This window comes from Mycobacterium sp. NGS26 (assembly GCF_059813025.1).
The window spans coordinates 353,458-377,396 of the sequence record NZ_JCALDU010000006.1; the positions used below are offsets into that span (position 1 = coordinate 353,458).

19 protein-coding genes and 1 riboswitch are annotated in these 23,939 nt (G+C 69.0%); of the genes, 6 read left to right on the forward strand and 13 right to left on the reverse strand.

Annotated features, from left to right (window positions below):
• Nucleotides 1–2 precede the first annotated feature (2 nt).
• The 3 genes from AC5Y6X_RS20915 to AC5Y6X_RS20925 all read right to left on the reverse strand — a co-directional run bounded on the left by AC5Y6X_RS20915 (nucleotide 3) and on the right by AC5Y6X_RS20925 (nucleotide 6,485).
• Entirely contained in the window at nucleotides 3–2,486 is a 2,484-nt protein-coding gene (locus tag AC5Y6X_RS20915; protein WP_499988812.1) for an ATP-binding cassette domain-containing protein, read from the reverse strand.
• 5 nt (nucleotides 2,487–2,491) lie between these two features.
• Entirely contained in the window at nucleotides 2,492–5,104 is a 2,613-nt protein-coding gene (locus tag AC5Y6X_RS20920) for an FHA domain-containing protein (RefSeq protein ID WP_499988814.1), read from the reverse strand.
• A gap of 172 nt (nucleotides 5,105–5,276) precedes the next feature.
• Nucleotides 5,277–6,485: an NADH:flavin oxidoreductase gene (locus AC5Y6X_RS20925; protein WP_499988816.1), complete on the reverse strand. Its 1,209-nt coding sequence runs from the start codon at nucleotides 6,483–6,485 to the stop codon at nucleotides 5,277–5,279.
• Nucleotides 6,486–6,524: 39 nt separating this feature from the next.
• Here AC5Y6X_RS20925 and AC5Y6X_RS20930 point away from each other — a divergent pair, with 39 nt between their 5' ends.
• Nucleotides 6,525–7,370: a bifunctional methylenetetrahydrofolate dehydrogenase/methenyltetrahydrofolate cyclohydrolase gene (locus AC5Y6X_RS20930; protein WP_499988818.1), complete on the forward strand. Its 846-nt coding sequence runs from the start codon at nucleotides 6,525–6,527 to the stop codon at nucleotides 7,368–7,370.
• Complete coding sequence (locus AC5Y6X_RS20935; protein WP_324680146.1) at nucleotides 7,367–7,648, forward strand: DUF3017 domain-containing protein; 282 nt, start codon at nucleotides 7,367–7,369, stop codon at nucleotides 7,646–7,648. The genes AC5Y6X_RS20930 and AC5Y6X_RS20935 overlap by 4 nt, the downstream gene beginning before the upstream one ends.
• On the opposite strand, the gene AC5Y6X_RS20940 is transcribed toward AC5Y6X_RS20935, so the two are convergent.
• From AC5Y6X_RS20940 to AC5Y6X_RS20960, 5 genes are all read right to left on the reverse strand, one after another.
• The gene (locus AC5Y6X_RS20940; RefSeq protein WP_499988820.1) at nucleotides 7,645–8,121 is read right to left on the reverse strand and encodes a DUF732 domain-containing protein; all 477 of its coding nucleotides are present in this window, start codon (nucleotides 8,119–8,121) and stop codon (nucleotides 7,645–7,647) included. The two genes, AC5Y6X_RS20935 and AC5Y6X_RS20940, sit on opposite strands and share 4 nt — an antisense overlap.
• A 146-nt stretch (nucleotides 8,122–8,267) precedes the next feature.
• Complete coding sequence (locus AC5Y6X_RS20945) at nucleotides 8,268–8,996, reverse strand: class I SAM-dependent methyltransferase (protein ID WP_499988902.1); 729 nt, start codon at nucleotides 8,994–8,996, stop codon at nucleotides 8,268–8,270.
• A gap of 14 nt (nucleotides 8,997–9,010) precedes the next feature.
• Entirely contained in the window at nucleotides 9,011–10,150 is a 1,140-nt protein-coding gene (gene metX, locus AC5Y6X_RS20950) for a homoserine O-acetyltransferase MetX (protein ID WP_499988904.1), read from the reverse strand.
• A gap of 47 nt (nucleotides 10,151–10,197) precedes the next feature.
• Nucleotides 10,198–11,328 carry a homoserine O-acetyltransferase MetX gene (gene metX, locus AC5Y6X_RS20955; RefSeq protein WP_499988821.1) on the reverse strand — a complete coding sequence of 377 codons (1,131 nt, stop codon included), beginning with the start codon at nucleotides 11,326–11,328 and terminating at the stop codon, nucleotides 10,198–10,200.
• An 11-nt stretch (nucleotides 11,329–11,339) separates the two neighbouring features.
• Complete coding sequence (locus AC5Y6X_RS20960) at nucleotides 11,340–12,713, reverse strand: bifunctional o-acetylhomoserine/o-acetylserine sulfhydrylase (protein WP_499988822.1); 1,374 nt, start codon at nucleotides 12,711–12,713, stop codon at nucleotides 11,340–11,342.
• 181 nt (nucleotides 12,714–12,894) lie between these two features.
• Nucleotides 12,895–13,013: riboswitch (SAM riboswitch) on the reverse strand.
• A 178-nt stretch (nucleotides 13,014–13,191) separates the two neighbouring features.
• Here AC5Y6X_RS20960 and AC5Y6X_RS20965 point away from each other — a divergent pair.
• Nucleotides 13,192–15,429, forward strand: coding sequence for an NADP-dependent isocitrate dehydrogenase (locus AC5Y6X_RS20965; protein WP_499988824.1), 2,238 nt, complete (start codon nucleotides 13,192–13,194; stop codon nucleotides 15,427–15,429).
• A gap of 47 nt (nucleotides 15,430–15,476) precedes the next feature.
• Nucleotides 15,477–16,706, forward strand: coding sequence for an NADP-dependent isocitrate dehydrogenase (locus tag AC5Y6X_RS20970; RefSeq protein ID WP_499988826.1), 1,230 nt, complete (start codon nucleotides 15,477–15,479; stop codon nucleotides 16,704–16,706).
• Here the strand turns inward: AC5Y6X_RS20970 and ephH are convergent.
• Nucleotides 16,703–17,548, reverse strand: coding sequence for an epoxide hydrolase EphH (gene ephH, locus AC5Y6X_RS20975; protein ID WP_499988828.1), 846 nt, complete (start codon nucleotides 17,546–17,548; stop codon nucleotides 16,703–16,705). The two genes, AC5Y6X_RS20970 and ephH, sit on opposite strands and share 4 nt — an antisense overlap.
• 87 nt (nucleotides 17,549–17,635) lie before the next feature.
• Here ephH and trpS point away from each other — a divergent pair, with 87 nt between their 5' ends.
• Complete coding sequence (gene trpS, locus AC5Y6X_RS20980; RefSeq protein WP_324680160.1) at nucleotides 17,636–18,667, forward strand: tryptophan--tRNA ligase; 1,032 nt, start codon at nucleotides 17,636–17,638, stop codon at nucleotides 18,665–18,667.
• A gap of 11 nt (nucleotides 18,668–18,678) precedes the next feature.
• Entirely contained in the window at nucleotides 18,679–19,710 is a 1,032-nt protein-coding gene (gene yhjD / locus AC5Y6X_RS20985; RefSeq protein WP_499988829.1) for an inner membrane protein YhjD, read from the forward strand.
• Here the strand turns inward: yhjD and AC5Y6X_RS20990 are convergent.
• The 4 genes from AC5Y6X_RS20990 to dacB1 are packed head-to-tail and all read right to left on the reverse strand — an operon-like array spanning nucleotide 19,707 to nucleotide 23,768.
• Entirely contained in the window at nucleotides 19,707–20,021 is a 315-nt protein-coding gene (locus AC5Y6X_RS20990; protein ID WP_499988831.1) for a DMT family transporter, read from the reverse strand. The two genes, yhjD and AC5Y6X_RS20990, sit on opposite strands and share 4 nt — an antisense overlap.
• A complete protein-coding gene (gene nagA / locus AC5Y6X_RS20995; RefSeq protein ID WP_499988833.1) occupies nucleotides 20,003–21,166 on the reverse strand; it encodes an N-acetylglucosamine-6-phosphate deacetylase in 1,164 nt (387 codons plus the stop codon). Before nagA ends, AC5Y6X_RS20990 begins: the two co-directional genes overlap by 19 nt.
• Nucleotides 21,157–22,527: a sugar porter family MFS transporter gene (locus AC5Y6X_RS21000; RefSeq protein WP_499988834.1), complete on the reverse strand. Its 1,371-nt coding sequence runs from the start codon at nucleotides 22,525–22,527 to the stop codon at nucleotides 21,157–21,159. The genes nagA and AC5Y6X_RS21000 overlap by 10 nt, the downstream gene beginning before the upstream one ends.
• On the reverse strand, nucleotides 22,524–23,768 hold the full coding sequence (gene dacB1 / locus AC5Y6X_RS21005) for a D-alanyl-D-alanine carboxypeptidase DacB1 (protein ID WP_499988836.1): 1,245 nt from the start codon (nucleotides 23,766–23,768) through the stop codon (nucleotides 22,524–22,526). Before dacB1 ends, AC5Y6X_RS21000 begins: the two co-directional genes overlap by 4 nt.
• Between the last annotated feature and the right edge of the window lie 171 nt (nucleotides 23,769–23,939).

Genomic DNA, 23,939 nt, shown 5'->3' on the forward strand with positions numbered 1-23,939 from the left:
AGCTATCGCTTGAGCCGCATCCGCCACCGCACGATGCCGGTGTACACCAGCGACAACAACGCGAGCATCGCCATGTCGAAGAGCCAGGTGCCCGACGCGTGCTTGAAGTGGCTGTCGTGGGGGCTCTGCGGACCGGGCGCCACCGTCCACAAATCCACCGTCGACGCCGACGCCGCGTACCCCCACCGCGAGGGCACCAGCCAGGACAGCTGATCGAGAAAGATCCGGTCGGTGACGGGCACCATGCCGCCGCACAGCACCATCTGCATCATCAAAGACACCACCAGCAGCGGCATGATCTGCTCGTTGGAGCGGGCCAGCGACGACAGCAGCAGGCCGAGCATCGCCGAGGCCACACAGGTCGCCGCGACCGTGACGTACAGCTCGAAGGTGGCGTCACCGAGCAGCACGGCCGGCCGCGTCGGCGCGCCCTTGCCCAGGATCACGATGGTCGTCGCGATCACCGCCTGGACGATGGCGAACATGCAGAACACGACGACCTTGGCGCCCAGATACGCTCCCGTCGACAGGCCGACCGCCTGCTCTCGCCGGAAGATGGAACGCTCGCCGATCAAGTCGCGCAGCGTCAGCGCGGTCCCCATGAACGCGGCGGCCATGGTCAGCAGCATCAAGATCGTGGCGGGTTCGCCGGCGGAGGGACCGGCCGGGTCGGCGATGCCGAAACCGGTGTTGCCCGGAACGGTCAGCGACAGCGCACCCATGACGAACGGCAACAGCGCCAGGAACACGAAGTAGGCGCGGTCGGAGACGACCAGGCGAACCTGGCGGCGGGCGATCGTGAAGAACTGGCGACGCACGCTGGTGTGCGCCGCGTCGCCCAGTTCGGCCGCCGGCGCTTCGGCCTCCGGGGGCGGCGGCGGCTTGGCCTGGGCCAGGAAGCGGCGGTTGGCCTCGTCCGGGTCGGCGCCCACCTTCGCGAAGATGTGGGCCCAGTTGGTGGTCCCCATGGCGGCGCCGATCTGATCGGGTGCGCCCAGGAAGGCCGTCTTGCCGCCCGGTGCCATCAGCAGCACCTGATCGCAGACGTCCAGATAGGTCAGCGAGTGGGTGACGACCAGCACGACGCGGCCGGCGTCGGCCAGCTGCCGCAGCATCGTCATGACCTGCAGGTCCAGCGCGGGATCCAGGCCCGACGTCGGCTCGTCGAGGATCAGCAGCGACGGCCCGGTGAGCAGCTCGAGGGCCACCGAGGCGCGCTTGCGCTGGCCGCCGGAGAGCCTGTCCACCCGGGTGTCGGCATGCTCGGTCAGTCCCAGTTCGTCGAGCACCTGCGCGACGACCTCCTGGCGGTCGGCCTTGTTGGTGTCCGGCGGCAGCCGCAGCTCGGCGGCGTAGCCCAGCGCCTGGTTGACGGTGAGCTGGCGGTGCACGACGTCGTCCTGCGGGACCATCCCGATCCGGGTGCGCAACGACGCGTACTCGGTGTGGATGTTGTGGCCCTCGAACGTCACGGTGCCGGCGGTGGGTGTGGCATAGCCGGCGATCAGCCGCGACAGCGTGGACTTGCCGGCGCCCGACCCGCCGATGATGGCGGTCAGCGTGCCGGGCCTGGCCGTCATCGACACCTTCTCGAGCAGGTTCTTGCCGTCGATGGCGAAGTCGACCTGGCGCACCTCCAGACCGCCGGTGCGCGTCGCGGCCTCCTGGCGGCGCAGCAGGGCGCCGCCGGTGAACACCAGGTCGACGTTGCCGATGGTGACCACGTCGCCCTCGGACAGCAGCGCGGACCCGACCCGGATCCCGTTGACGAACGTCCCGTTGCTGCTGTTGGCGTCGCGGATCTCGGCGCCGATCGGCGTCGGCGCCAGGTACGCGTGATAGCGCGAGGCCAGCACGTCGTGGATGACGATGTCGTTGTCGATCGCGCGACCGATCCGGGCGGCGCCCGGGACGGCCGCGGCCGGTTCGGGCCGCAGCGACCTGATCCTTCGGGTCCGCGCCTCCACCATCTCGGGCCCCGACGCGGGCGGGATCGGCTGCGGGACGGAGCGGTAGATGCGCGCCCGCGGGGCCTGGCCGGACGGCGGGGATTGCCGCGGCGCGGCGGGCTGCGGCCGCGACGCCGGGGCGCGCGCGGGGCCCGACGGCGGGCCGCCGGGCGGCACGATGGTCGGGATCGACACCGTCGTCGGCGGCAGCGCGCCGACGTTGCCCTGGTGATGCCCGACCTCGAAAAGGATCTGCGGCCCGTCGGGCTTGCCGATGTTGATGCTCTGGCCGTCGGTGATGTCGACCCTCGGCACCCGCTGCCCGTTGACGAACATGCCGTTGAGCGAGTTGTTGTCGACGGCCACCCAGCGGCCCTGCTCGAAGCGCAGCAGCAGATGCGCGCGGGCGACCAGCGGGTGGGCCACCCGAAGGTCGGCGCGCAGGTCGCTGCCGACGACCACGTCGCCGCCCGGGGCGAAGCTGCCCTGGGATCGATTGGACCGGGCCGTGAGCACGGGTTGGGCGGGCCGATTCATCTGGCTCAGTGCCGCTTGAGCCGGATCTTCCACCACACGATGGCGCTGTAGACCACGCTCAGCACCGCGAGCATCACCATGTCGAAGACGAAGATGTGTTTCGAGTGCTGCCAGATCGGATCGTTGGTCGGGATCTGTTTGACCTTCACCAGTGACGGAAAGTCGATCGAGGACGCACCCGCCGCATAGCCCCAACGGGCGGGTGTCAGCCATGCGAGCTGCTCGAGACCGAAGCGTTGGTAGACCGGAATCATCCCGCTGGAAAACACCAGCTGCGACATGATCGAAACCACGAGCAACGGCATGATCTGCTCGTTGGACTGCGCCAGGGCCGACAACAGCAGGCCGAGCATCGCGGAAGCAACACAGGTGCCCGCGACGGTCACGAACAGCGAGAACGTGGAGTTGCCGAAGAATTGGGGGTGCGCAGTCGGCGCGCCCTTGCCCAGCCGCACGATGAAGGTTGCTATCGCAGCCTGCGCGGTCGCGAAGACGCAGAACACCGTGATCTTGGCCAGCAGATACGCGGTGGTGGACAGACCGACGGCCTGCTCCCGGCGGAAGATGGCACGCTCGCCGATGAGATCGCGGATGGTCAGCGCGGTGCCCATGAAGACTGCGCCGATATTCAACAGCACCATGATGTACTGCGGCTGCGTGGGCGCGGGACCGAGCGGGTCGGCGGGACCGAGGCCGGGGTGGGGGCCTTTCACCGTCAGCGACAACGCGCCGATGAGAAACGGCAAGATCGCCAGGAAGATCGTGTAACCGCGGTCGGACACGACGAGGCGAACCTGGCGGCGGGCGATCGTAGACAGCTGCCGCCACAGGTCGGTTTGGGGTGGTTCGCCCAGATCCGCCGGGCTCTGGGGAGCCGGTGGCTGCGACATCTGCTGATTACGTTCCCTGAAGCGGCGGTTGGCCTCGTCGGGATCGGCGCCCACCATGGCGAAGATGTCGGCCCAGTTGCGGGTTCCCATGGCGGCCTCGACCTGGTCGGGAGGCCCGCAAAATGCGGTCTTACCGCCGGGTGCAATCAGCAGGATCTGATCGCAGACATCCAGATAGGAGACCGAGTGGGTGACCACCAATACCACGCGGCCGGCGTCGGCGAGCTGGCGCAGCATCAGCATGACCTGACGGTCCAGCGCCGGGTCCAGACCGGAGGTGGGCTCGTCGAGCAGCAGCAACGACGGTTGGGTCAGCAGCTCGAGTGCCACCGAGGCGCGTTTGCGCTGGCCGCCGGAGAGCTTGTCGACCCGGGTGTCCGCGTGTTTGGTCAACTCGAGTTCCTCGAGCACCTGAGCGACGACCTGGGCCCGTTCCCCTTTGCTGGTGTCGGGCGGCAGCCGCAGCTCGGCGGCGTACCCCAGTGCCTGGTTGACGGTCAGCTGGCGGTGCACCACGTCATCCTGCGGGACCATGCCGATCCTGCTGCGCATGGACGCATATTCGGTATGGATGTTGTGGCCCTCGAAGGTCACCGTGCCCGAAGTCGGGCTGGTGTAGCCGACGATCAGCCGCGACAGGGTGGTCTTGCCGGCACCGGACCCACCGATGATGGCGGTCAGCGTTCCGGGACGCGCGGTCAGCGAGATGTGGTCGAGCAGCTGCTTGCCGTGGTCGACGGTGTAGGTGACCGAGTTGACCTCCAGTCCGCCGGTGCGCGTCGCCGCCTCGGTGCGGCGCAGCAGGGTGTCGCCGGTGAACACCAGGTCGACGTTGCCGATGGTGACCACATCGCCCTGGGTGAGCACCGCCGACCCGACCCGGACACCGTTGACGAAGGTCCCGTTGACGCTGTGTGCGTCGCGGATCTCGGTGCCCAGCGGCGTCTGGGTCAAGAACGCGTGATGGCGCGACGCCAGCACGTCCTGGATGACGATGTCGTTGTCGGTGGCACGGCCGATCGTGATCGAGCCGCTGGGCATCGCGCCGGACCGGGACGGCAGCAGCGCCTGGAACATCTTCGTCGCCAGGTTCGCCACCTCCGGCGGCTTGGCCGCGCTGGGCGACATCTGGGTGTGCGGCGCGGCGGGCGGCGCCGCCGGCATCTGCGGCTTGGGCTGAAGGTTGGGCGGCGGGCCGGGTGGCCGCCCGCTGTTCGGAAATCCCGGCGGTGCCGGCGGCGGGCCGGGATGCGGCCGCCGGGGCGGAGCGGCCCAGTTCGGCGGGCGTCCCGGGGGGCCGGACGGGGCGGCGAGCGGGGGGCCCGGCTGACCCGACGCCGACGGCCACGCCGCCCCCGCCTGGGCCGCGACGGGGATGCCCATCGACTCGGTCCGGGGCGGGCGGCCGGCCATCCCCTGGTGGCGGCCCACCTCGAAGGTCAGCTGTGGGCCGTCGGGGTTCCCGATGTTGATGGTCTGGCCGTCGTGGATGTCGACCACCGGAACCCGCCGGCCGTTGACGAAAGTCCCGTTGAGCGAACCGTTGTCGATCGCCAGCCACCTGCCCTGGTCGAAGCGCAGCAGCAGATGGGCGCGCGAGATCAGCGGGTGGGTGATGCGCATGTCGGCGCGCAGATCGCGCCCGACCACCACGTCGTGACCCGCCGCGAACGTCCGTTCCGACCCGTCGTGTCGAACGGTCAGCGTTGGCGGGGGTGGTGCGGTCATCGCCACAACTCTAGCTCGTGCAACTGCCGTCACCCTGGCCTTAGCCCCGGCATTGATTGTGAAGCCTCGGCTTCGACAGTGAAGCCTTGGTGGACGACCGGCTCGACGTCCCGCCGTGTGCTCACCCTGAAAGCCGTCGGCTCACACTCAACCCGCCAGTGGGCCACATCCGTCAGTGGGCCAGCGCGTCGGGCGCCCCCGTCACCACGCAGCGGGTGCGGCTGTAGATGGTGGGCATGCATCGATTGCAGTGCGTGCACGCCGAATGCACTGTGCGCGCGGCCCCGTCGGCGGCGATCCGATTGATCAGGTCGGGCTCGGCCAGCAGCGCCCGCGCCATCGCGACGAACTGGAATCCCTCCGCCATCGCCAGGTCCATCGTCTCCCGGTTGGTGATGCCGCCGAGCAGGATCAGCGGCATCGACAGCTCGGCGCGAAAGAGCTTGGCGTCACGCAGCAGGTACGCCTCGCGGTAGGGGTACTCGCGCAGGAACTTCTTGCCCGTCATGCGCATGCCCCAGCGCAGCGGCGGCTTGAAGGCGCCGGCGAACTCCTTCAGCGGCGCGTCGCCGCGGAACAGGTACATCGGGTTGACCAGCGAGCTGCCCGCGGTGAGCTCGATCGCGTCGAGCCCGCCGTCGTCCTGCAACCACTTGGCGGTGCGCAGTGATTCCTCGGTGCTGATGCCGCCGCGCACCCCGTCGGCCATGTTGAGCTTGGCGGTGACCGCGATCGGCGCCCCCTCCCGGTCGACGGCGCGGCGAACGGCCATCACCACGCCGCGGGCGACCTTGGCCCGGTTCTCCAACGATCCGCCGAACTCGTCGTCGCGGCGGTTGATCAGCGGAGACAGGAACGCGCTCGCCAAATAGTTGTGGCCCAAATGGATTTCGACGGCGTCGAAGCCGGCCTCGATGGCCAGCCGGGCCGCATTGGCGTGCGCGGCCATCACCTCGTCGATGTCGTCGCGGGTGGCCTTCTTGGCGAACCGCATCCCGATCGGGTTGAAAAACCGCACCGGCGCCAGGGCCGTGGCCCGGTTGGTCTTGGCGTTGGCGACCGGGCCGGCGTGGCCGATCTGCGCGCACACCGCGGCGCCCTCGGCGTGGATCGCGTCGGTGAGCCGACGGAACCCGGGCACTGCCTCCGGGCGCATCCAGATTCCGTTGCCCTCGGTGCGGCCGCCCTGGGAGACCGCGCAATAGGCGACGGTCGTCATGCCGACCCCGCCCGCGGCCGGCAGCCGGTGATATTCGATGAGGTCGTCGGTCACCAGCGCGTCGGGCGTGCGCGCCTCGAACGTCGCGGCCTTGATGACGCGGTTGCGCAGCGTGACGGGTCCCAGCTTGGCCGGTGTCAACACGTCCGGAGGGGTAGACATGCCAGGAGCGTACGCGGCGGGCGTGCCAGACTGTCAGGCGTGGGCGCAATCACGCTGGACGGCAAGGCCACCCGTGACGAGATCTTCGTCGACCTCAAGCAGCGGGTCGCCGCGCTGACCGCCGCCGGTCGCACGCCCGGGCTGGGCACCATCCTGGTCGGCGACGACCCCGGCTCGCAGGCCTACGTGCGCGGCAAGCACGCCGACTGCGCCAAGGTCGGCATCAACTCGATCCGCCGCGACCTGCCCGCCGACATCAGCACCGCCGTGCTCGACGAGACCATCGACGAGCTGAACGCCAACCCCGACTGCACCGGTTACATCGTGCAACTGCCGCTGCCCAAGCACCTCGACGAGAACGCGGCGCTGCAGCGCGTCGACCCGGCCAAGGACGCCGACGGGCTGCACCCGACCAACCTGGGCCGGCTGGTGCTCATGGACCCGGCGCCGCTGCCGTGCACGCCGCGCGGCATCGTGCACCTGCTGCGGCGATACGGCGTCGAGATCGCCGGGGCGCACGTCGTCGTCATCGGCCGCGGTGTGACGGTCGGCCGGCCGCTGGGCCTGTTGCTCACCAGGCGCTCCGAGAACGCCACTGTGACGTTGTGCCACACCGGAACTCGCGACCTGCCCGCGCTCACCAGGCAGGCCGACATCATCGTCGCGGCCGTCGGCGTGCCGCACCTGCTGACCGCCGACATGGTTCGTCCGGGCGCCGCCGTCGTCGATGTCGGCGTCAGCCGCACCGAGGACGGACTGGTCGGCGACGTGCATCCCGACGTGTGGGACGTCGCCGGTTACGTGTCCCCGAACCCCGGCGGGGTCGGCCCGCTGACCCGTGCGTTCCTGCTGACCAACGTCGTCGAGCTGGCCGAGCGGCGATGACCGCCCGGTCCGTCGTGCGCGCGCAGTGGCCGATCGTGTCGGTCGGGCTGATCTTCGCCGCGGCCTTCGTGCTGGTCGCGGCCAACTTCTGGCGCCGCGGTTCGTTGCTGATCGGCATCGGCGTCGGCGTGGCGGCGGTGCTGCGATTGCTGTTGTCCGAAGACCGCGCCGGCCTCTTGGTGGTGCGCAGCAAGGGCACCGACTTCGTCACGACCGCGATGGTCGGGGCGGCGATGATCTACATCGCATCGACCATCGACCCGTTGGGGACGCGTTAGACGCCGGGCATGCCCGGCATGCCCGGCATCCCGCCTTGCATCCCCGGCATGCCCGGCACTCCGCCCGGCATGCCCGGCACCTGCGGCACACCAGACAGGTTGCCGCTGGCCACATTTGCCATCTCCGCCGGGCAGTACGTCTGTATGGCGATGGTGGTGAACATCTGGGCCATCGCCGGCGACAGCCCGGCGCCCCGAACGCGTTGCACGGCCGCGGCCATGCTCCCGCCGGGCTGCGCGATCATTGGGCAGATGGACTCGCCCACGGCCATCGCGTTGCCCGGTTGGCCGAACTCGACGCCGGCATGGTTCAGCGCGTCGATGAAGTTGTCGTCGTTCGGATCCGCCTCGGCCGGGGCCGCGAACGCCGCCGCCACCGTGAGCAGGCCGGCGGCCGCCGCCAGCAGGCGAATGGTCAGCGGCTGATAGCGGAACGGCCAGATCCAGTCCTGCGTTCGTGCCAGAGCCTTCAAAACAGCTTCCCCATCTGTTCCGGAGTGCACTCACAGCACTCAAATCACTCTAGGAACATTGATCTATCGGGGTCACATTTACAACACGGGGGCATAAAGGTTTGCACACTATGCGTTTCGTGACCGCGATGCGCCCGAGATATCGGCTATTGCAGCGTCGCGCGGATGCACACGGTGACGTAGGGCAAGGCCAAACCGGTGGAGTTCGCCAGCGCCGGATGGGTGGCCAGCAGCTCGCGCACCCGGTCGAGCGTCCTGGTGCGAACCTCGGTCGGCGAGGTGATGCAGTAGCTACGGGACGCCACCAGGTCGATCAACGCTTGCGGGGTAAGGTAATTCGTCCATTCCACCTGATGGCGCTGCGACTCGGCGAACGGCGCCGGCAGCGCTACGTCGAAGCGCCGCTCGCCGTCGCTGCCGATGATCTCGCCGAGTTCGCGCACCCAGCCCAGCCTTTCGTCGCGGGTGTTCCACACCAGGCCCAACCGGCCGCCGGGCCGCAGCACCCGCGCCACCTCCGGAACCGCCCGCTCGGGATCCACCCAGTGCCACGCCTGGGCGACCAGCACCGCGTCAACGCTGTTGTCCTCCAACGGAATATCTTCGGCGGTGCCCAGCACCGCGCGAGTCTCCGGCAGCGACGTGCGCAGCACCTCCAGCATGTCGGGAATCGGGTCGACGGCCACCACGTCCAGGCCGCGCTCCACCAGCCGGGTGGTCAGCTTGCCGGTGCCCGCACCCAGGTCGAGCACGCGGCGCGCGTCGCGCGGCAACAACCAGTCGATCGCCTCGGGCGGGTAGGAGGGACGGCCACGCTCGTAGGCGGCGGCCGCGGAGCCGAACGACAGCGAGCGGTCGTGCCTCGAGCGGCTCACGTCGGACACCAAAGTCACGCGCCTTCCTTCTCGGCCAGTTCCTTCTCGGCCAATTCGAGGGTCTTGCGGATCAGGTCGTTGACCGCCTCGACTTCCACCAGGAAGGAATCGTGCCCGTAGGCGGACTCGATCACGTGCAGGCCGCTGCAGCCCGGCAGCAGCTCGGCCAGTTCCTCCTGCAGGCGCAGCGGGTACAGCCGGTCGGAGGTGAAGCCGCCGACCACCACTGGCACCGGACACCCGGTCAGCGCCTTTTGCACCCCGCCGCGGCCACGGCCCACATCGTGGGCGCTACAGGATCCGCTCAGCGCGACGAAGGTGCCGGCGTCGAAGCGGTTCACCAGCTTGTCGCCCTGGTATTCGAGGTAGCTCTGCACCGCGTAGCGGCCGCCGTTCAGCGGGTCCTCGTCGCCCTGGCCGCCGTTGGCGAACCGGGTGTCGAGCTCGACCTCGCCGCGGTAGGTCAGCTGCGCGAAGCGACGGGCGAGGGACATCCCGGCATCCGGCTTGCGCCCGGTGCCGTAGTAGTCGCCGCCCTGCCAGTCGGGGTCGGCCTTGATGGTCGCGATCTGGGTTTCCAGGTGACCGATCAGGTCGGCGGTGCTGCGCGCGCTCATCGCCAACAGCAGTCCGGCCCGGACTCGGTCCGGGTAGCTGACGATCCATTCCAAAGCCCTCAGGCCGCCCATGGATCCGCCGACGACGGCGGCAACTCGTTCGATGCCCAGTGCGTCCAGCGCCGCGACATCCGCCTCGACCTGATCCCGCACCGTGATGCGCGGAAACCGTGAGCCCCACGGTTTTCCGTCCGGGGCAAGCGAACTCGGCCCGGTGGAGCCGCGGCAACCGCCCAGCACATTGGTGGCCACGGCGCACCAGCGGTTGGTGTCGATCGGCGCGCCCGGCCCGGCCACGCCGTCCCACCAGCCGGGGGTGGGATGCTCGGGCCCGGCGGGCCCGGTGATGTGCGAGTCGCCGGTGAGCGCGTGCAGCACCACCACCACGTTGTCGCGTGCCGGCGACAGCTCACCCCAGCGCTGCACGGCGATACGGACGTCGTCGATCACCGCGCCGTTCTCCAGGGTCAGCGAGCCGATGTCGACCAGCCCGATCTCGCCCTCCGGGGGGAGCGTCTGGGCAGCGTCGGAAGCCATCTTCTCGGAGTTCATCGCAACGCCCCCCTGCCTGCGGCTCACCATTGTCACGCGCCTTCGTTCCCGGCCAATTCGAGAGTCTTGCGGATCATGTCGCCGACCGCGTCGAATTCCAGCAGGAAGCCGTCGTGCCCATAGATGGACTCGACCACCTGCAGGCCGGTGCAGCCCGGCAGCAGCTCGGCCAGCTCCTCCTGCAACGTCAGTGGGTACAGCCGGTCGGAGGTGAAGCCGCCGACCACGACCGGCACCGGGCACCCGCGCAGCGCGTTGCGCACCCCGCCCCGGCCGCGGCCGACGTCGTGGCTGTTCAGCGCCTCGGTCAGCGCCACGTAGCTGCCGGCGTCGAAGCGGTTCACCAGCTTGTCGCCCTGGTGTTCCAGGTAGCTCTGCACCGCGAATCGGCCGCCGTTGAGCGGGTCTTCGTCGCCCTGGCCGTCGTTGCCGAAGCGGGTGTCGAGCTCGACCTCGCCCCGGTAGGTCAGGTGCGCGAACCGGCGGGCGATCGCCAGCCCGGCATCCGGTGCCCGCCCGCTGTCGTGGTAGTCGCCGCCCTGCCAGTTCGGGTCGGACTTGATGGCGGCGATCTGAGTGCTCTGGGTTCCGATCTGGTTGGCGGTGGCGCGCGCACCGACCGCCAGCAGCAGCCCGGCCCGGACGAGGTCCGGGTGGCTGACGATCCACTCCAAAGCCCTTGCGCCGCCCATGGATCCGCCGACGACGGCGGCGACCCGTTCGATGCCCAGCGCGGCCAGCGCGGCGACGTCCGCCTCGACCTGATCCCGCAACGAAATCTGCGGGAACCGCGAGCCCCACGGCTTTCCGTCGCGCGCAAGCGAACTCGGCCCGGTAGAGCCGTGGCAGCTGCCCAGCACGTTGGTGGCCACGGCGCACCAGCGGTTGGTGTCGATCGGGGCGCCCGGCCCGGCCACCCCGTCCCACCAGCCCGGGGTGGGATGCCCGGGTCCGGCGGGCCCGGTGATGTGCGAGTCGCCGGTGAGCGCGTGCAGCACCACCACCACGTTGTCGCGCGTCGGCGACAGCTCGCCCCAGCGCTGCACCGCGATGCAGACGTCGTCGATCACCGCGCCGCTTTCCAGCCGCAGCGAGCCGATGTGGACCAGGCCGATCTCGCCCTCGGCGGGCAGCGTCTGCGTCGGAATGTCGGAGATCGTCATGTCCGGATTCCTCAGAACGCCGCCACGGACTGCGGGTCGCCGCTGGCCTGGGCCGACCCCGCCGCCGCACCGAACCTGCGGGCGGCGGCGAAGCCGAGCTCGAGGTCGGCGAGGATGTCGTCGATGCCCTCGAGGCCGACGGCCAGCCGCACCAGCCCCGGGCTGACGCCGGTGGTCAGCTGCTCGGCGGGGCTCAGCTGGGCGTGGGTCGTCGACGCCGGGTGAATCACCAGGGAACGCACGTCACCGATGTTGGCGACGTGGCTGTGCAACTTCAGCGCGTTGACGAACGCCTGGCCGGCCTCGATACCGCCCGCCAGTTCGAACGCCAGCACGGCCCCGGTTCCCTTGGGCGCGAGCTTCTTTGCGCGCTCATGCCATGGCGAACCGGGCAGCCCCGCGTAGTTGACCGACAGCACGCCCTCGTGCGAGGCCAGGAACTCGGCGACCCGTTGCGCGTTGGCGACGTGGCGTTCCACGCGCAGGCTCAGCGTCTCCAGGCCCAGGGCGACCAGGAACGCGTTGAACGGCGACGCCGCCGACCCGTAGTCGCGCAGCAATTGCACGCGCGCCTTGATGGCGTATGCCGGCGGTCCCAGCTCGGCGTACACCACGCCGTGGTAGCTGGGATCGGGTGTGGTGAACCCGGGGAAGCGGCCCTGCGTCCAGTCGAACGTGCCGCCGTCGACGATGACGCCGGCGATCGCCGCGCCGTGCCCGCCCAGATATTTGGTGGCCGAGTGCACGACGATGTCGGCGCCCTGGGTCAGCGGCTGGATCAGGTACGGGGTGGCGATGGTGTTGTCGACGATCAGCGGTACGCCGTTGGCGTGGGCGACCCCGGCGACCCCCGGGGTGTCGAGCACGTCGATCTGGGGGTTGGAGATGGTTTCGCCGAAGAACGCCTTGGTGTTCGGCCGCACCGCGGCCTGCCAGGAGTCCAGGTCGTCGGGGTCCTCGACGAAGCTGACATCGATGCCCAGCTTCGCCAGCGAATAGTGGAACAGGTTATAGGTGCCCCCGTAGAGCCGCGGGCTGGTGACGATGTGATCCCCGGCGCCCGCCAGGTTCAATATGGCGAACGTCTCGGCGGCCTGCCCCGAACTCAGGAACAGCGCGGCCGCGCCGCCCTCGAGCGCCGCGATGCGCTGCTCGACGACGTCGGTGGTCGGGTTGCCGATCCGGGTGTAGATGTTGCCCGGAACCTCGAGCCCGAACAGCGCCGCGGCATGCGCGGTGTCGTCGAAGGTGTACGACGTCGTCTGGTAGATCGGCAGGGCCCGCGCGTTGTTCGGTGAGTCCGGGTGCTGGCCGGCGTGGATCTGCTTTGTCTCGAACGACCAATGCGCGGTCGGATCGGTCTCGGTGTTGCTGTCGTCGCTCATGACGGGCTTTCTGTCGGGAGTGGGTGAATCGGGTATCGGGAGTGCTCGCGGCCAAGCGGGACGCCACGAGCGATGGCGTCGGCCGGGCGGCCGTCGGCTAGCACCGACACACGATGGAGCGCGAATGGGCTTGAAGAATGCGCATCACGTATCCCCGTCTAGTCAGGGGCCCGTCATGGCGGACCCGCGCTTGCCGGATAGCCGGTTGGGCTACTCAACCCGGTCATCACCCGGGGCACCCCACCGCGGTTGGAGGGTTGCCGGCCAGCAAGCCGGGGCTTGTCGCTGGCACTCATGACCAATTACGAAGATTAGCTTATCGCGCCGACTCGGCGCCAACGGGGCGATCCGACGGCCGTGGCCACCGGGGTTCACCGCCCTGACCTGCAGGTCGATGCCCGGTCAAACGCCCTTGATAGCGTGGCAACAACCACAACGCTGAGCCTCATCATGTGACAACCACGCCGGGAGATGGACCGTGTGCGCCGAACAGCCGACCGTCATCTACACGCTGACCGACGAAGCGCCGCTGCTGGCGACCTACGCGTTCCTGCCGATCGTGCGCGCCTTCGCGGAGCCGGCGGGCATCAAGATCGAGACCAGTGACATCTCCCTGGCCGCCCGGATCCTTGCCGAGTTCCCCGATCACCTGACCGACGAGCAGCGGGTTGAAGACAACTTGGCGAAATTGGGCGCGCTGACGAAGCTGCCCGACACCAACATCATCAAGCTGCCGAACATCAGCGCCTCGGTGCCCCAATTGATCGCCGCGGTCAAGGAGCTGCAAGGCAAGGGATTCAAGATTCCGGACTTTCCGCAGAGCCCGAAGACCGATGAGGAGAAGGAAATTCGCGACCGCTATGCCAAGTGCCTTGGCAGCGCGGTCAATCCGGTACTGCGACAAGGCAACTCGGACCGACGCGCGCCGAAGGCCGTCAAGGAGTACGCGCGCAAGCACCCCCACAGCATGGGGGAGTGGTCGCCGGCCTCGCGCACTCACGTCGCGACCATGCGGCACGGCGACTTCTACCACGGCGAGAAGTCGATGACGCTGGACCGCGCGCGCGACGTGAAGATGGTGCTGGAGACCAAGGGCGGGAAGACAATCGAGCTCAGGCCCAGGGTGGAGCTGCGCGAAGGCGACATCATCGACAGCATGTTCATGAGCAAGAAGGCCCTCGTCGAGTTCTACGAGGAGCAGATGCAGGACGCCTACGAGACCGGCGTGATGTTCTCGCTCCACGTCAAGGCGACGATGATGAAGGTCTCCCATCCCATCGTTTTCGGCCACGCGGTGAAGGTCTTCTACAAGGAGGCATTCGCCAAGCACCAGGCGCTCTTCGACGAGCTCGGCGTCAACGTCAACAACGGGCTGGTCGACCTGTACAACAAGATCGAGTCACTGCCCGCATCGCTGCACGAGGAGATCATCCGCGACCTGCACGCCTGCCACGAACACCGCCCGGAGCTGGCGATGGTCGATTCCGCCAAGGGCATCACCAACTTCCATTCACCCAGCGACGTGATCGTGGACGCGTCGATGCCGGCGATGATCCGCGCCGGCGGCAAGATGTGGGGGGCCGACGGCCGGCAGAAGGACACCAAGGCCGTCAATCCCGAGTCGACTTTCTCCCGCATCTACCAAGAGATCATCAACTTCTGCAAGACCCACGGGGCGTTCGACCCGACGACGATGGGCACGGTCCCCAACGTCGGGCTGATGGCGCAGGAGGCCGAGGAGTACGGGTCGCACGACCAGACGTTCGAGATCGCCGAAGACGGCGTCGCCAACATCGTCGACCTGGACACCGGCGAAGTCCTGCTGACCCAGAACGTGGAAGCCGGCGACATCTGGCGCATGCCCATCGTCCGCGACGAACCGATCCGGGACTGGGTCAAGCTGGCCGTCACCCGGGCCCGCAATTCGGGGATGACGGCGGTGTTCTGGCTGGACACCGAGCGGCCGCACGAGGTCGAGCTGCGCAAGAAGGTCAAGGAATACCTCAAGGAGCACGACACCGAGGGCCTACAAATCCAGATCATGCCGCAGGTGTGGGCCATGCGGTACACGCTGGAGCGCGCGATGCGTGGCCAGGACACCATCGCCGTCACCGGAAACATCCTGCGCGACTACCTGACCGACCTGTTCCCGATCCTGGAGCTGGGCACCAGCGCCAAAATGCTGTCCATCGTGCCCTTGATGTCCGGCGGCGGCATGTACGAGACCGGCGCGGGCGGTTCGGCGCCCAAGCACGTCCACCAGCTCGTCGAGGAAAATCATCTGCGCTGGGATTCCCTCGGCGAATTCCTCGCCCTGGGAGCGTGTTTCGAGGACATCGGCATCAAGACCGGCAACGAGCGCGCCAAGATTCTGGGCAAGACGCTGGATGCGGCGATCGGGAAGCTGTTGGAGAACAACAAGGGTCCGTCGCGCAAGACCGGCGAACTCGACAACCGCGGCAGCCAGTTCTACCTCGCGCTGTACTGGGCCGAGCAACTCGCCGCGCAAACCGACGACAAGGAGTTGCGCGAGCACTTCGCCGCGCTGGCCGAGTCGTTGGGCCGCAACGAGGACGCTATCGTGGCCGAACTCGCCGAGGCGCAGGGCGAGGCGGTCGACATCGGCGGCTACTACCGGCCGGACCACGAGAAGACGACCGCGGTGATGCGGCCGAGCAAGACGTTCAACGAAGCCCTGGCTGCGTCGCAAGGCTGACGCGACGGCCCGCGGGTCGAAGCGGGCGCCCCTTGTAGTCTGAGCCCATGTCCGGTGGAAGCAAGATCAAGGTCAAGGGTCCGGTAGTGGAGCTCGACGGTGACGAGATGACCCGCGTCATCTGGAAGCTGATCAAGGACATGCTGATCCTGCCGCACCTCGACATCAACCTCGACTACTACGACCTGGGCATCGAGCATCGTGACCGCACCGACGACCAGGTGACGATCGACGCGGCCTACGCCATCAAGAGGCACGGCGTGGGCGTCAAGTGCGCGACCATCACCCCCGACGAGGCCCGCGTGCAGGAGTTCAACCTGAAGAAGATGTGGCTGTCGCCCAACGGGACGATCCGAAACATCTTGGGCGGCACCATTTTCCGCGAGCCGATCGTGATCTCCAATGTCCCGCGGCTGGTTCCGGGCTGGACCAAGCCAATTGTCATCGGCCGTCACGCTTTCGGTGACCAGTACCGGGCGACGAACTTCAAGGTCGACCAGCCGGGCACCGTCACGCTGACGTTCACCCCCGCCGACGGCAGCGAGCCGATGGTGCACGAGGTGGTGTCCATCCCCGAAGAGGGTGGCGTCGTGATGGGCATGTACAACTTCAAGGAATCCATCCGGGATTTCGCCCGCGCGTCCTTCGCGTACGGCCTGAACGCCAAGTGGCCGGTGTACCTGTCGACGAAGAACACCATCCTCAAGGCCTACGACGGCATGTTCAAAGACGAGTTCCAGCGCGTCTACGACGAGGAGTTCAAGGACAAGTTCGAGGCCGAGGGGCTGACCTACGAGCACCGGCTGATCGACGACATGGTCGCGGCGTGCCTCAAGTGGGAGGGCGGCTATGTGTGGGCGTGCAAGAACTACGACGGCGACGTCCAGTCGGACACCGTCGCGCAGGGCTACGGCTCGCTCGGGCTGATGACGTCGGTGCTGATGACGGCCGACGGCAAGACGGTCGAGGCCGAGGCCGCGCATGGCACCGTCACCAGGCACTTCCGCCAGTACCAGGCCGGCAAGCCGACCTCGACCAACCCGATCGCGTCGATCTTCGCGTGGACACGCGGGCTGCAGCACCGCGGCAAGCTGGACAACACGCCCGAGGTGATCGAGTTCGCCCAGACGCTCGAGGACGTCGTGATCGGCACGGTCGAGGGCGGCAAGATGACCAAGGACCTCGCCATCCTCGTCGGTCCCGAGCAGGACTGGCAGAACAGCGAGGAGTTCCTCAACTCGATCGCCGAGAACCTCGAGAAGGCTCTGGCCGGTTAGCTCGCCGGCGGGTTGTCCACCGCCCGCAGCGGCGGGGTGCACTCCCGGATGAAGCTGTCGATCAGCTCGGCGACGCGGTCGGGCGCCTCGAACATCGGGATGTGGCCCACGCCGTCGAGCACGGTGAGCTTGTGGTTCCTCGGCAGCAACTCGGTGAAATGCCGGCTGAACCTGCGGGGCGGGACCACCCGGTCCTTCTCGCAGAGCACCAGGTGCGAGGGCACCGCGGTGTGTTCCAGCTCCACCAGCCCGGGCAGCCACAGCGCCTTGATCAGCAGCTGGTAGTAGGCGGGGCAGTGCGTGACGTCGTCGACGATGGCCGACAGCTGGCGCTCGCTGACCCCGTCGGGCCGGGCGCTGACCGGGACGCTGCCCAGCTGGCGGCTGAACGGCAGCCGCAATATCCGCTGGCCCAGCAGACAGGTCAGCAACCAGATCGGCAGCCCCGAGACGAACTTGGCGATCACCTCGAATTTGACCGGGCTCCAGCGCGTCCATCCGCCCGCCGGTGCGATGCCGGTGACGGTGCGCGCCCGCCCGCGCCGCTCCAGTTCGAAGGCGACCCAGCCGCCGAGCGAGTTGCCGACGATGTGGGCGGTGTCCCAGCCCAGCTCGTCCATCTGGCGCTCGACGTGATCGGCCAGCACGGCCGACGACATCAGCCAGCTGCTTGCGCGCGGCCCGCCGTTGTGGCCGGCCATCGTGGGGGCGAACACCTCGTAGCGGCCGGTGTCGGCCAACCGCTGGGCGACGACCTCCCACACCGTCTGGGACATCAGGAACGGGTGCAGCAGCAGGACCGGTTCTCCGGAGCCGAGGTGGATCGGCGGGCGGTGGCGCATAGCGCCGACATTAAAGGTGATACCGGCGGTACCGCAAGCAAGGGCCGGTGCCTTCGAATCGGCCCTGCGTGAAAGGATCGGGACATCATGAGCACCGCCACCGGACGCAGCCGGATCTTCTCCGGCGTGCAGCCCACGTCAGACTCGCTGCACCTCGGCAACGCCCTGGGCGCCATCACCCAGTGGGTCGCGCTGCAGGACGACCACCCGGACGAATACGAGGCGTTCTTCTGCGTCGTCGACCTGCACGCCATCACGGTCCCGCAGGATCCCGACGCGCTGCGGCGCCGGACGCTGGTGACCGCCGCCCAGTACCTGGCGCTGGGCATCGACCCGGAGCGCAGCACCGTTTTCGTGCAGAGCCAGGTGCCCGCCCACACCCAGCTGGCGTGGGTGCTGGGCTGCTTCACCGGCTTCGGGCAGGCGTCGCGGATGACGCAGTTCAAGGACAAGTCGGTGCGCCAGGGCAGCGACTCCACCACCGTCGGCCTGTTCACCTACCCGGTGCTGCAGGCCGCCGACGTCCTGGCCTACGACACCGACCTGGTGCCCGTGGGCGAGGACCAGCGGCAGCACCTCGAGCTGGCGCGTGACGTCGCGCAGCGCTTCAACGCCCGCTTCCCGGACACATTCGTGGTTCCCGGCCTGCTAATTCCCAAGATGACCGCCAAGATCTACGACCTGCAGGACCCGACGTCGAAGATGAGCAAGTCGGCGGCCACCGACGCCGGGTTGATCAACCTGCTCGACGATCCGGCCTTGTCCGCCAAGAAGATTCGCTCGGCGGTGACCGACAGCGAGCGCGAGATCCGGTTCGACACCGAGGCGAAGGCGGGCGTGTCGAACCTGCTGAGCATCCAGTCGGCGGTCACCGGGGCCGACATCGACAAGCTCGTCGACGGCTACGCCGGGCGCGGCTACGGCGACCTGAAGAAGGACACCGCCGAGGCCGTCGTCGAGTTCGTCAGACCGATCAAGGCCCGGGTCGACGAATTGATGGCCGACCGCACCGAATTGGAGGCGGTGCTGGCGACCGGCGCGGAGCGCGCCCAGGATGTGGCCGGGAAAACGGTTCAGCGGGTTTACGATCGGCTGGGGTTCCTTCCGCACCGGAGGTAGCAGGATTCACCATGACCGAGCCGGCCGAGCCTGGGTTCCTGGATCGGCTGCGGGCCCGGTTCGGCTGGTTCGACCACGTGATGCGCGCCTACGGGCGCTTCGACGACCGCAACGGCAGCTTCTTCGCGGCGGGCCTGTCCTACTACACGATCTTCGCGTTATTTCCCTTGCTGATGGTCACTTTCGCGATCGCCGGGTACACACTGTCGCGGCGGCATCAGCTGTTGAGCACAATTCAGGGCCGCATCCATGCCTCCGTGCCCGGGGCGCTGGGCCAGCAGCTGGTCGACCTGATGAACTCGGCCATCGACGCGCGGGCGTCGGTCGGTGTCATCGGCCTGGCGACCGCGGCGTGGGCCGGGCTGGGCTGGATATCGCATCTGCGGCAGGCGCTGACCGAGATGTGGTGGGAGCAGCGCATCGACTCGCCGGGTTTCCTGCGCAACAAGCTGTCCGATCTGCTGGCGATGCTGGGCACCTTCCTGGTGCTGATGGGCACCGTCGCGTTGAGCGCGCTGGCCCACTCCGGGCCGATGTCCGCGGTGCTGAGGTGGCTTGGGATACCCGAGTTTTCGGTGTTCGACCTGATCTTCAGGGTCATCTCGCTGGTGGTGTCGTGGTTGATCTCCTGGCTGCTGTTCACCTGGATGATCGCCCGGCTGCCGCGTGAAAAGGTGAGCCTGGTCGCCTCGATGCGGGCCGGGCTGATCGCGGCGATCGGTTTCGAGCTCTTCAAACAGGTGGGGTCGATCTACCTGCAGGCGGTGGTGCGCAGCCCGGCCGGGGCCGTGTTCGGTCCGGTGCTGGGCCTGATGGTGTTCGCCTACATCACCGGCTATCTGGTGCTGTTCTCGGCCGCGTGGGCCGCCACCGCCTCGACCGACCCGCGCGCCCGGGCCGTCGAGCCGCCGGCGCCCGCGGTCATCGCGCCGCGGGTGCAGCTGCACGAGGGGCCCAGCCCCCGTCAGACGCTGACCGCGGTGGCCGCGGGAGCCGTTGGCGCGCTGGCCCTTTCCCGGTTCACCCGGTTCATCCGCCGTTAGCCGACGACCTTCAGGCCCGCGATGCAGGCCACGATCCCGGCGATCAGCACCAGCTTGATCAACGATGCCGGTTCGTCGCCGGTCAGCGTCGCGTACGCCACGGTGAGCACGGCGCCGACGCCGACCCAGACCGCATAGCTGGTGCCGACCGGCAGGGTGCGCATCGCGATCGCCAGCCCGGTCATCGAAAGCGCCAGCGCGACACCGAAGACCAGCGACGGGCCGAGCCGCGAGAAGCCGTCGGACTTGCTCAGGGCGGTCGCCCACACCGCCTCCAGGCACCCCGACGCGATCAGGACGAGCCAGGCCATTTACGCTCCTCATCCCGCCAACCGCCGCGCACCATGACGGCCCCGACCCGCAAATCCCGGTCCAGCACAACGAGATTCGCCTCGTAGCCCTTCCGCAGGCTGCCCACCCGCTGCAGGCCCAGCGCCCGCGCCGGTGTCGCCGAGGTCATCCGCGCCGCGTCGGCCAGCGCCGCGTCGGGGTCGCGATCGCCGGCGACGGCGTTCACCGCGCGGAACAGCCGATCCATGGTGGCGGTGCTGCCGGCGATCGTCGAGGTTCCGCGCACCCGCGCGACGCCGGAGACCACCTCGATCGGCACCGGGCCGAGCCGAAACGCGCCGTCGTCGCAGCCGGCCGCCGCGACGGCGTCGGTGATCACCGCGACCCGGCCGGGCCCGGCCGCCCGGATCACCGCGCGCACCATCGCGGCGTGCACGTGCACGCCGTCGGCGATGAGCTCGAGGGTCACCCGCGGGTCCTGCAGCAGCGCGAGCGCGGGTCCGGGCTCGCGATGGTGCAACGGCGGCATCGCGTTGAACAGGTGCGTGCCGACCGTGGCGCCCAGGGCCAGGGCGTGTCGGGTCTGCTCGTAGGTCGCGTCGGTATGTCCCACGGCGACAACGACTCCCGCGTCGAGGAAGCGTCGGATCGCGTCGTCGCTGCCGGGCCGCTCGGGCGCCAGCGTGACCATCCGGATGGTGCCGGCGCCCGCGGCGAGCACCGCGTCGATCTCGTCGGGGTCGGGGTCGCGCATCTGGGTGGGGTCGTGCGCCCCGCACCGGGCCGCGCTCAGCCACGGCCCCTCCAGGTGGATGCCCGCGACGGTGCCCCGCCGCGTCGCGTCGGCCAGCGCGCGCACGCCGGCGAGCAGTTCGGCGGGAGGGGCGGTGACCAGGCTGGCCAGCGTCGTGGTGGTGCCGTGCGCCAGGTGGAACGCGGCGGTCTCGGCGATTTCCCCGGCACGCAGGTACGAGCCGCCGCCGCCACCGTGCACGTGCATGTCGACAAAGCCCGGCACCACAACGCAATCCGGGAAATCGTCGTCGGCCCGCCGCGGCGGCGCGCCCGCCCCGCACGCGAGGATCCGCGCGTCGGAGGTCTCCACCCATCCGGGCCGGCAGACCCGCCCGTCGAGGACGACGGCGCCCGCGGCGATCAATCCCATCGGCCGCCGTTTTCCCAGAAGTGGCTTATCTCCTCGAGCTGGCGTCCCTTGGTCTCCGGGGCCAACCGGTAGACGAAGCCGAACGCGACCACGGCCAGAACCGCGAACACCGCGAAAGTCCCTGCGCCGCCGAGCGAATGCAGCATCGTCAGGAAGACGGCGGCGACGATCGCGTTGGCGACCAGGTTGGACGTCAGCATCGCGCTCGACCCGATGGACCGGAGCCGGGACGGAAAGCTTTCGCTGGCGTACACCCAGCCCAGCGAGCCGAAGCCCATGGTGTAGCCGACGATGAACAGCAATATGCCGGCGAACCCGACCACCAGTCCCGCGCCGCCGAGCTGGCCGCGGGCGAACACGGCCATCAGGACGACGTCGGCGGCGACCATCATCGCGATGCCGGACAACAGGATTGGGCGCCGGCCCAGCCGGTCGACGAGAAGCAGCGAGGTGCACACGGCCGCCAGGCCGGCGACCTGAACCAGCGCCGGCAACCCCAGCAGCGCGAAATTTCCGGTGAAGCCCATGGCTTCGAATATCCGGGGGCTGTAGTAGATGATCGCGTTGATGCCGGTGATCTGGGTCAGGAAGCCGAGCGTGACCACGAAGGCGCTGGCCCGCAGGTACGGCCGTCGAAGCATCTCGGCCAGCATCTCGGAGAAACCCGCACTGCCCTCGCTCAGGGCGCGGCCGATCTCGACCAGCTCCTCGTCGGCGCGCGCGTCCGGCTCGATGCGCAGCAATACCCGGCGGGCGTCGTCGACCCGGCCCTTCAGCATGTACCACCGGGCGGTGTCGGGCAGCCGAATCAACAAGGGCAGCAACAGCATTGCGGGCACGGCGGCCAGCCCCAGCATCCACCGCCAGCTGTGGGTGCCGGCCAGCAGGTATCCGGTCAGATAGCCGACGATCAGCGCGCTGACGATCGCCAGCTGATAGGCCGTCAGCAGCGAGCCACGCACCGCGGCCGGGGCCGATTCCGCCACGTACACCGGGACGACCACCACCGCCACGCCGATGCTCAGGCCCAGCAGGAGTCGCGCCGCCAACAGCATCGGCAGCGAGACCGAGAGCGCGCCCAGCAGCGCGAACAGCGCGTAGCTGACGGCGATCAGCACTATTGACCTTTTGCGCCCGATCGCATTGGCGAGCACGCCGGCGCCGAGCGCCCCGGCGATCTGGCCGATCACCACCATCGTCGTCAGCAGTTCTTGCTGCCGAGTCGTGAGCCCGAAGTCCTCGGTGACGAACAGCTGCACCCCGGCGATGATCGACAGGTCGTAGCCGTAGACGATGCCGACGCTGGCGGCGGTCAGCCCGACCAGCAGGCCCCGCCGCGAGACGGCGGGCCGCGTCGTCATCGGTGCTGCGGTCGGCGGTTCATCGAGCGAGCGACCATGATCAAGCTAAACACGACGATCGTTCCGATCACGGCGACGCCCACCCGTACCGGCAGCGCGTCGGCCGACGGCAGGATCCCGCCGGCCTGGGCGCCGTTGCCCTGCCGGTCCGCCGCGGCGTCGGGCCTGGTGGCGATCAGCGAGGGGTCGGGCTCGACCAGGTTGCCGACCTGGGTGCCGGTCGGGGTGGAAAACCCGTAGTCCAGCAGGTGCGCCGCCTGCTCCCACGGGGCGATCGGCTGCCTGGTCCCGTGCAGCAGCACCGCCATCAGCCGTCGCCCGTTGTGGTTGGCCGCGCCGACGAACGTCTGGCCGGCGTCGTCGGTGTAGCCCGTCTTGCCGCCCAGCGCGCCGGGGTACTGGTAGAGCAGCTGGTTGTCGTTCTCCAGCTCGTAGCCGGGGTGGTCGCCGTGGCCGGGGAAGTCGAACGTCCGGGTGGCGACGATGTCGGCGAAGGTGGGGTTCTGCCAGGCGTACCGGTAGAACAGCCCGATGTCGTAGGCCGACGTGCTCATGCCGGGACCGTCCAGTCCCGACGGCGTGGCCACCCGGGTGTCCCGGCCGCCGAGCTTGGCGGCGAGCACGTTGATCTTCTCCAGCGCCTGCTGCATCCCGCCCAGCTGCATGGCCAGCGCGTGCGCCGCGTCGTTGCCGGAGTGCATCAGCAGCCCGTGCAGCAACTGGTTGACGGTGTACGTGCCGCCGTCGTCCACGCCGACCTTGGTGCCCTCGGCCGACGCGTCCTCGGGCGTTCCGACGACGGACTTGTTGAGCGGCAGCGCGTTCAGGGACGCCATCGCCACCAGCACCTTGATGACGCTGGCCGGCCGGTGACGGCCGTGCGGGTCCTTCGCGGCGATCACGGCGCCGCTGTCCAGGTCGGCCACCAGCCAGGCTTCGGCGGAGACGTCGCCCGGCAGCGGCGGGGTGTCGGGCGCGGCGACGATGCCGCAGCCGCCCAGCGCGTCGCCGCCGACCGGCTTGGGGGGCACCGCCAGCGGGACCGGCGCGTCACCGGCCTGGGGGACCTCCGACGAGTCCACCGCCGGCGGGGTCGTGACCTTGTACGGGCAAGCGGCGGGGCCGGCATTGGGCCCGGGGGCGGGCTCGGCGTTGGCGGGCGGCGTGATCGGCGCGGCGAGCGGCGCGGCGGCCATGAAAACCGCCGCTGCCAGGCATGACGCGGAACGTGACAGGCTCATTGTCTGAGCAGACTAGGCGATCGGCGGCCCAATTCCGCGGAGCCGCGCTGTGACTGATGAGGCGGATGTTACAAAACCCGCCCCGGCGCGCGCGGACGGCGCCGAACCACTACGCTGACCTCTATTCCGAAAGATCGGTTGTGGTCAAGGTGGTTGGGCCCCCGGGATGGC

Coding starts and splice junctions, on each gene's coding strand:
- AC5Y6X_RS20915 (WP_499988812.1), bottom strand. CDS start 2,486: ATGAATCGGCCCGCCCAACCCGTGCTCACGGCCCGGTCCAATCGATCC.
- AC5Y6X_RS20920 (WP_499988814.1), bottom strand. CDS start 5,104: ATGACCGCACCACCCCCGCCAACGCTGACCGTTCGACACGACGGGTCG.
- AC5Y6X_RS20925 (WP_499988816.1), bottom strand. CDS start 6,485: ATGTCTACCCCTCCGGACGTGTTGACACCGGCCAAGCTGGGACCCGTC.
- AC5Y6X_RS20935 (WP_324680146.1), top strand. CDS start 7,367: ATGACCGCCCGGTCCGTCGTGCGCGCGCAGTGGCCGATCGTGTCGGTC.
- metX (WP_499988904.1), bottom strand. CDS start 10,150: ATGGCTTCCGACGCTGCCCAGACGCTCCCCCCGGAGGGCGAGATCGGG.
- metX (WP_499988821.1), bottom strand. CDS start 11,328: ATGACGATCTCCGACATTCCGACGCAGACGCTGCCCGCCGAGGGCGAG.
- AC5Y6X_RS20960 (WP_499988822.1), bottom strand. CDS start 12,713: ATGAGCGACGACAGCAACACCGAGACCGATCCGACCGCGCATTGGTCG.
- AC5Y6X_RS20970 (WP_499988826.1), top strand. CDS start 15,477: ATGTCCGGTGGAAGCAAGATCAAGGTCAAGGGTCCGGTAGTGGAGCTC.
- ephH (WP_499988828.1), bottom strand. CDS start 17,548: ATGCGCCACCGCCCGCCGATCCACCTCGGCTCCGGAGAACCGGTCCTG.
- trpS (WP_324680160.1), top strand. CDS start 17,636: ATGAGCACCGCCACCGGACGCAGCCGGATCTTCTCCGGCGTGCAGCCC.
- yhjD (WP_499988829.1), top strand. CDS start 18,679: ATGACCGAGCCGGCCGAGCCTGGGTTCCTGGATCGGCTGCGGGCCCGG.
- AC5Y6X_RS20990 (WP_499988831.1), bottom strand. CDS start 20,021: ATGGCCTGGCTCGTCCTGATCGCGTCGGGGTGCCTGGAGGCGGTGTGG.
- nagA (WP_499988833.1), bottom strand. CDS start 21,166: ATGGGATTGATCGCCGCGGGCGCCGTCGTCCTCGACGGGCGGGTCTGC.
- AC5Y6X_RS21000 (WP_499988834.1), bottom strand. CDS start 22,527: ATGACGACGCGGCCCGCCGTCTCGCGGCGGGGCCTGCTGGTCGGGCTG.
- dacB1 (WP_499988836.1), bottom strand. CDS start 23,768: ATGAGCCTGTCACGTTCCGCGTCATGCCTGGCAGCGGCGGTTTTCATG.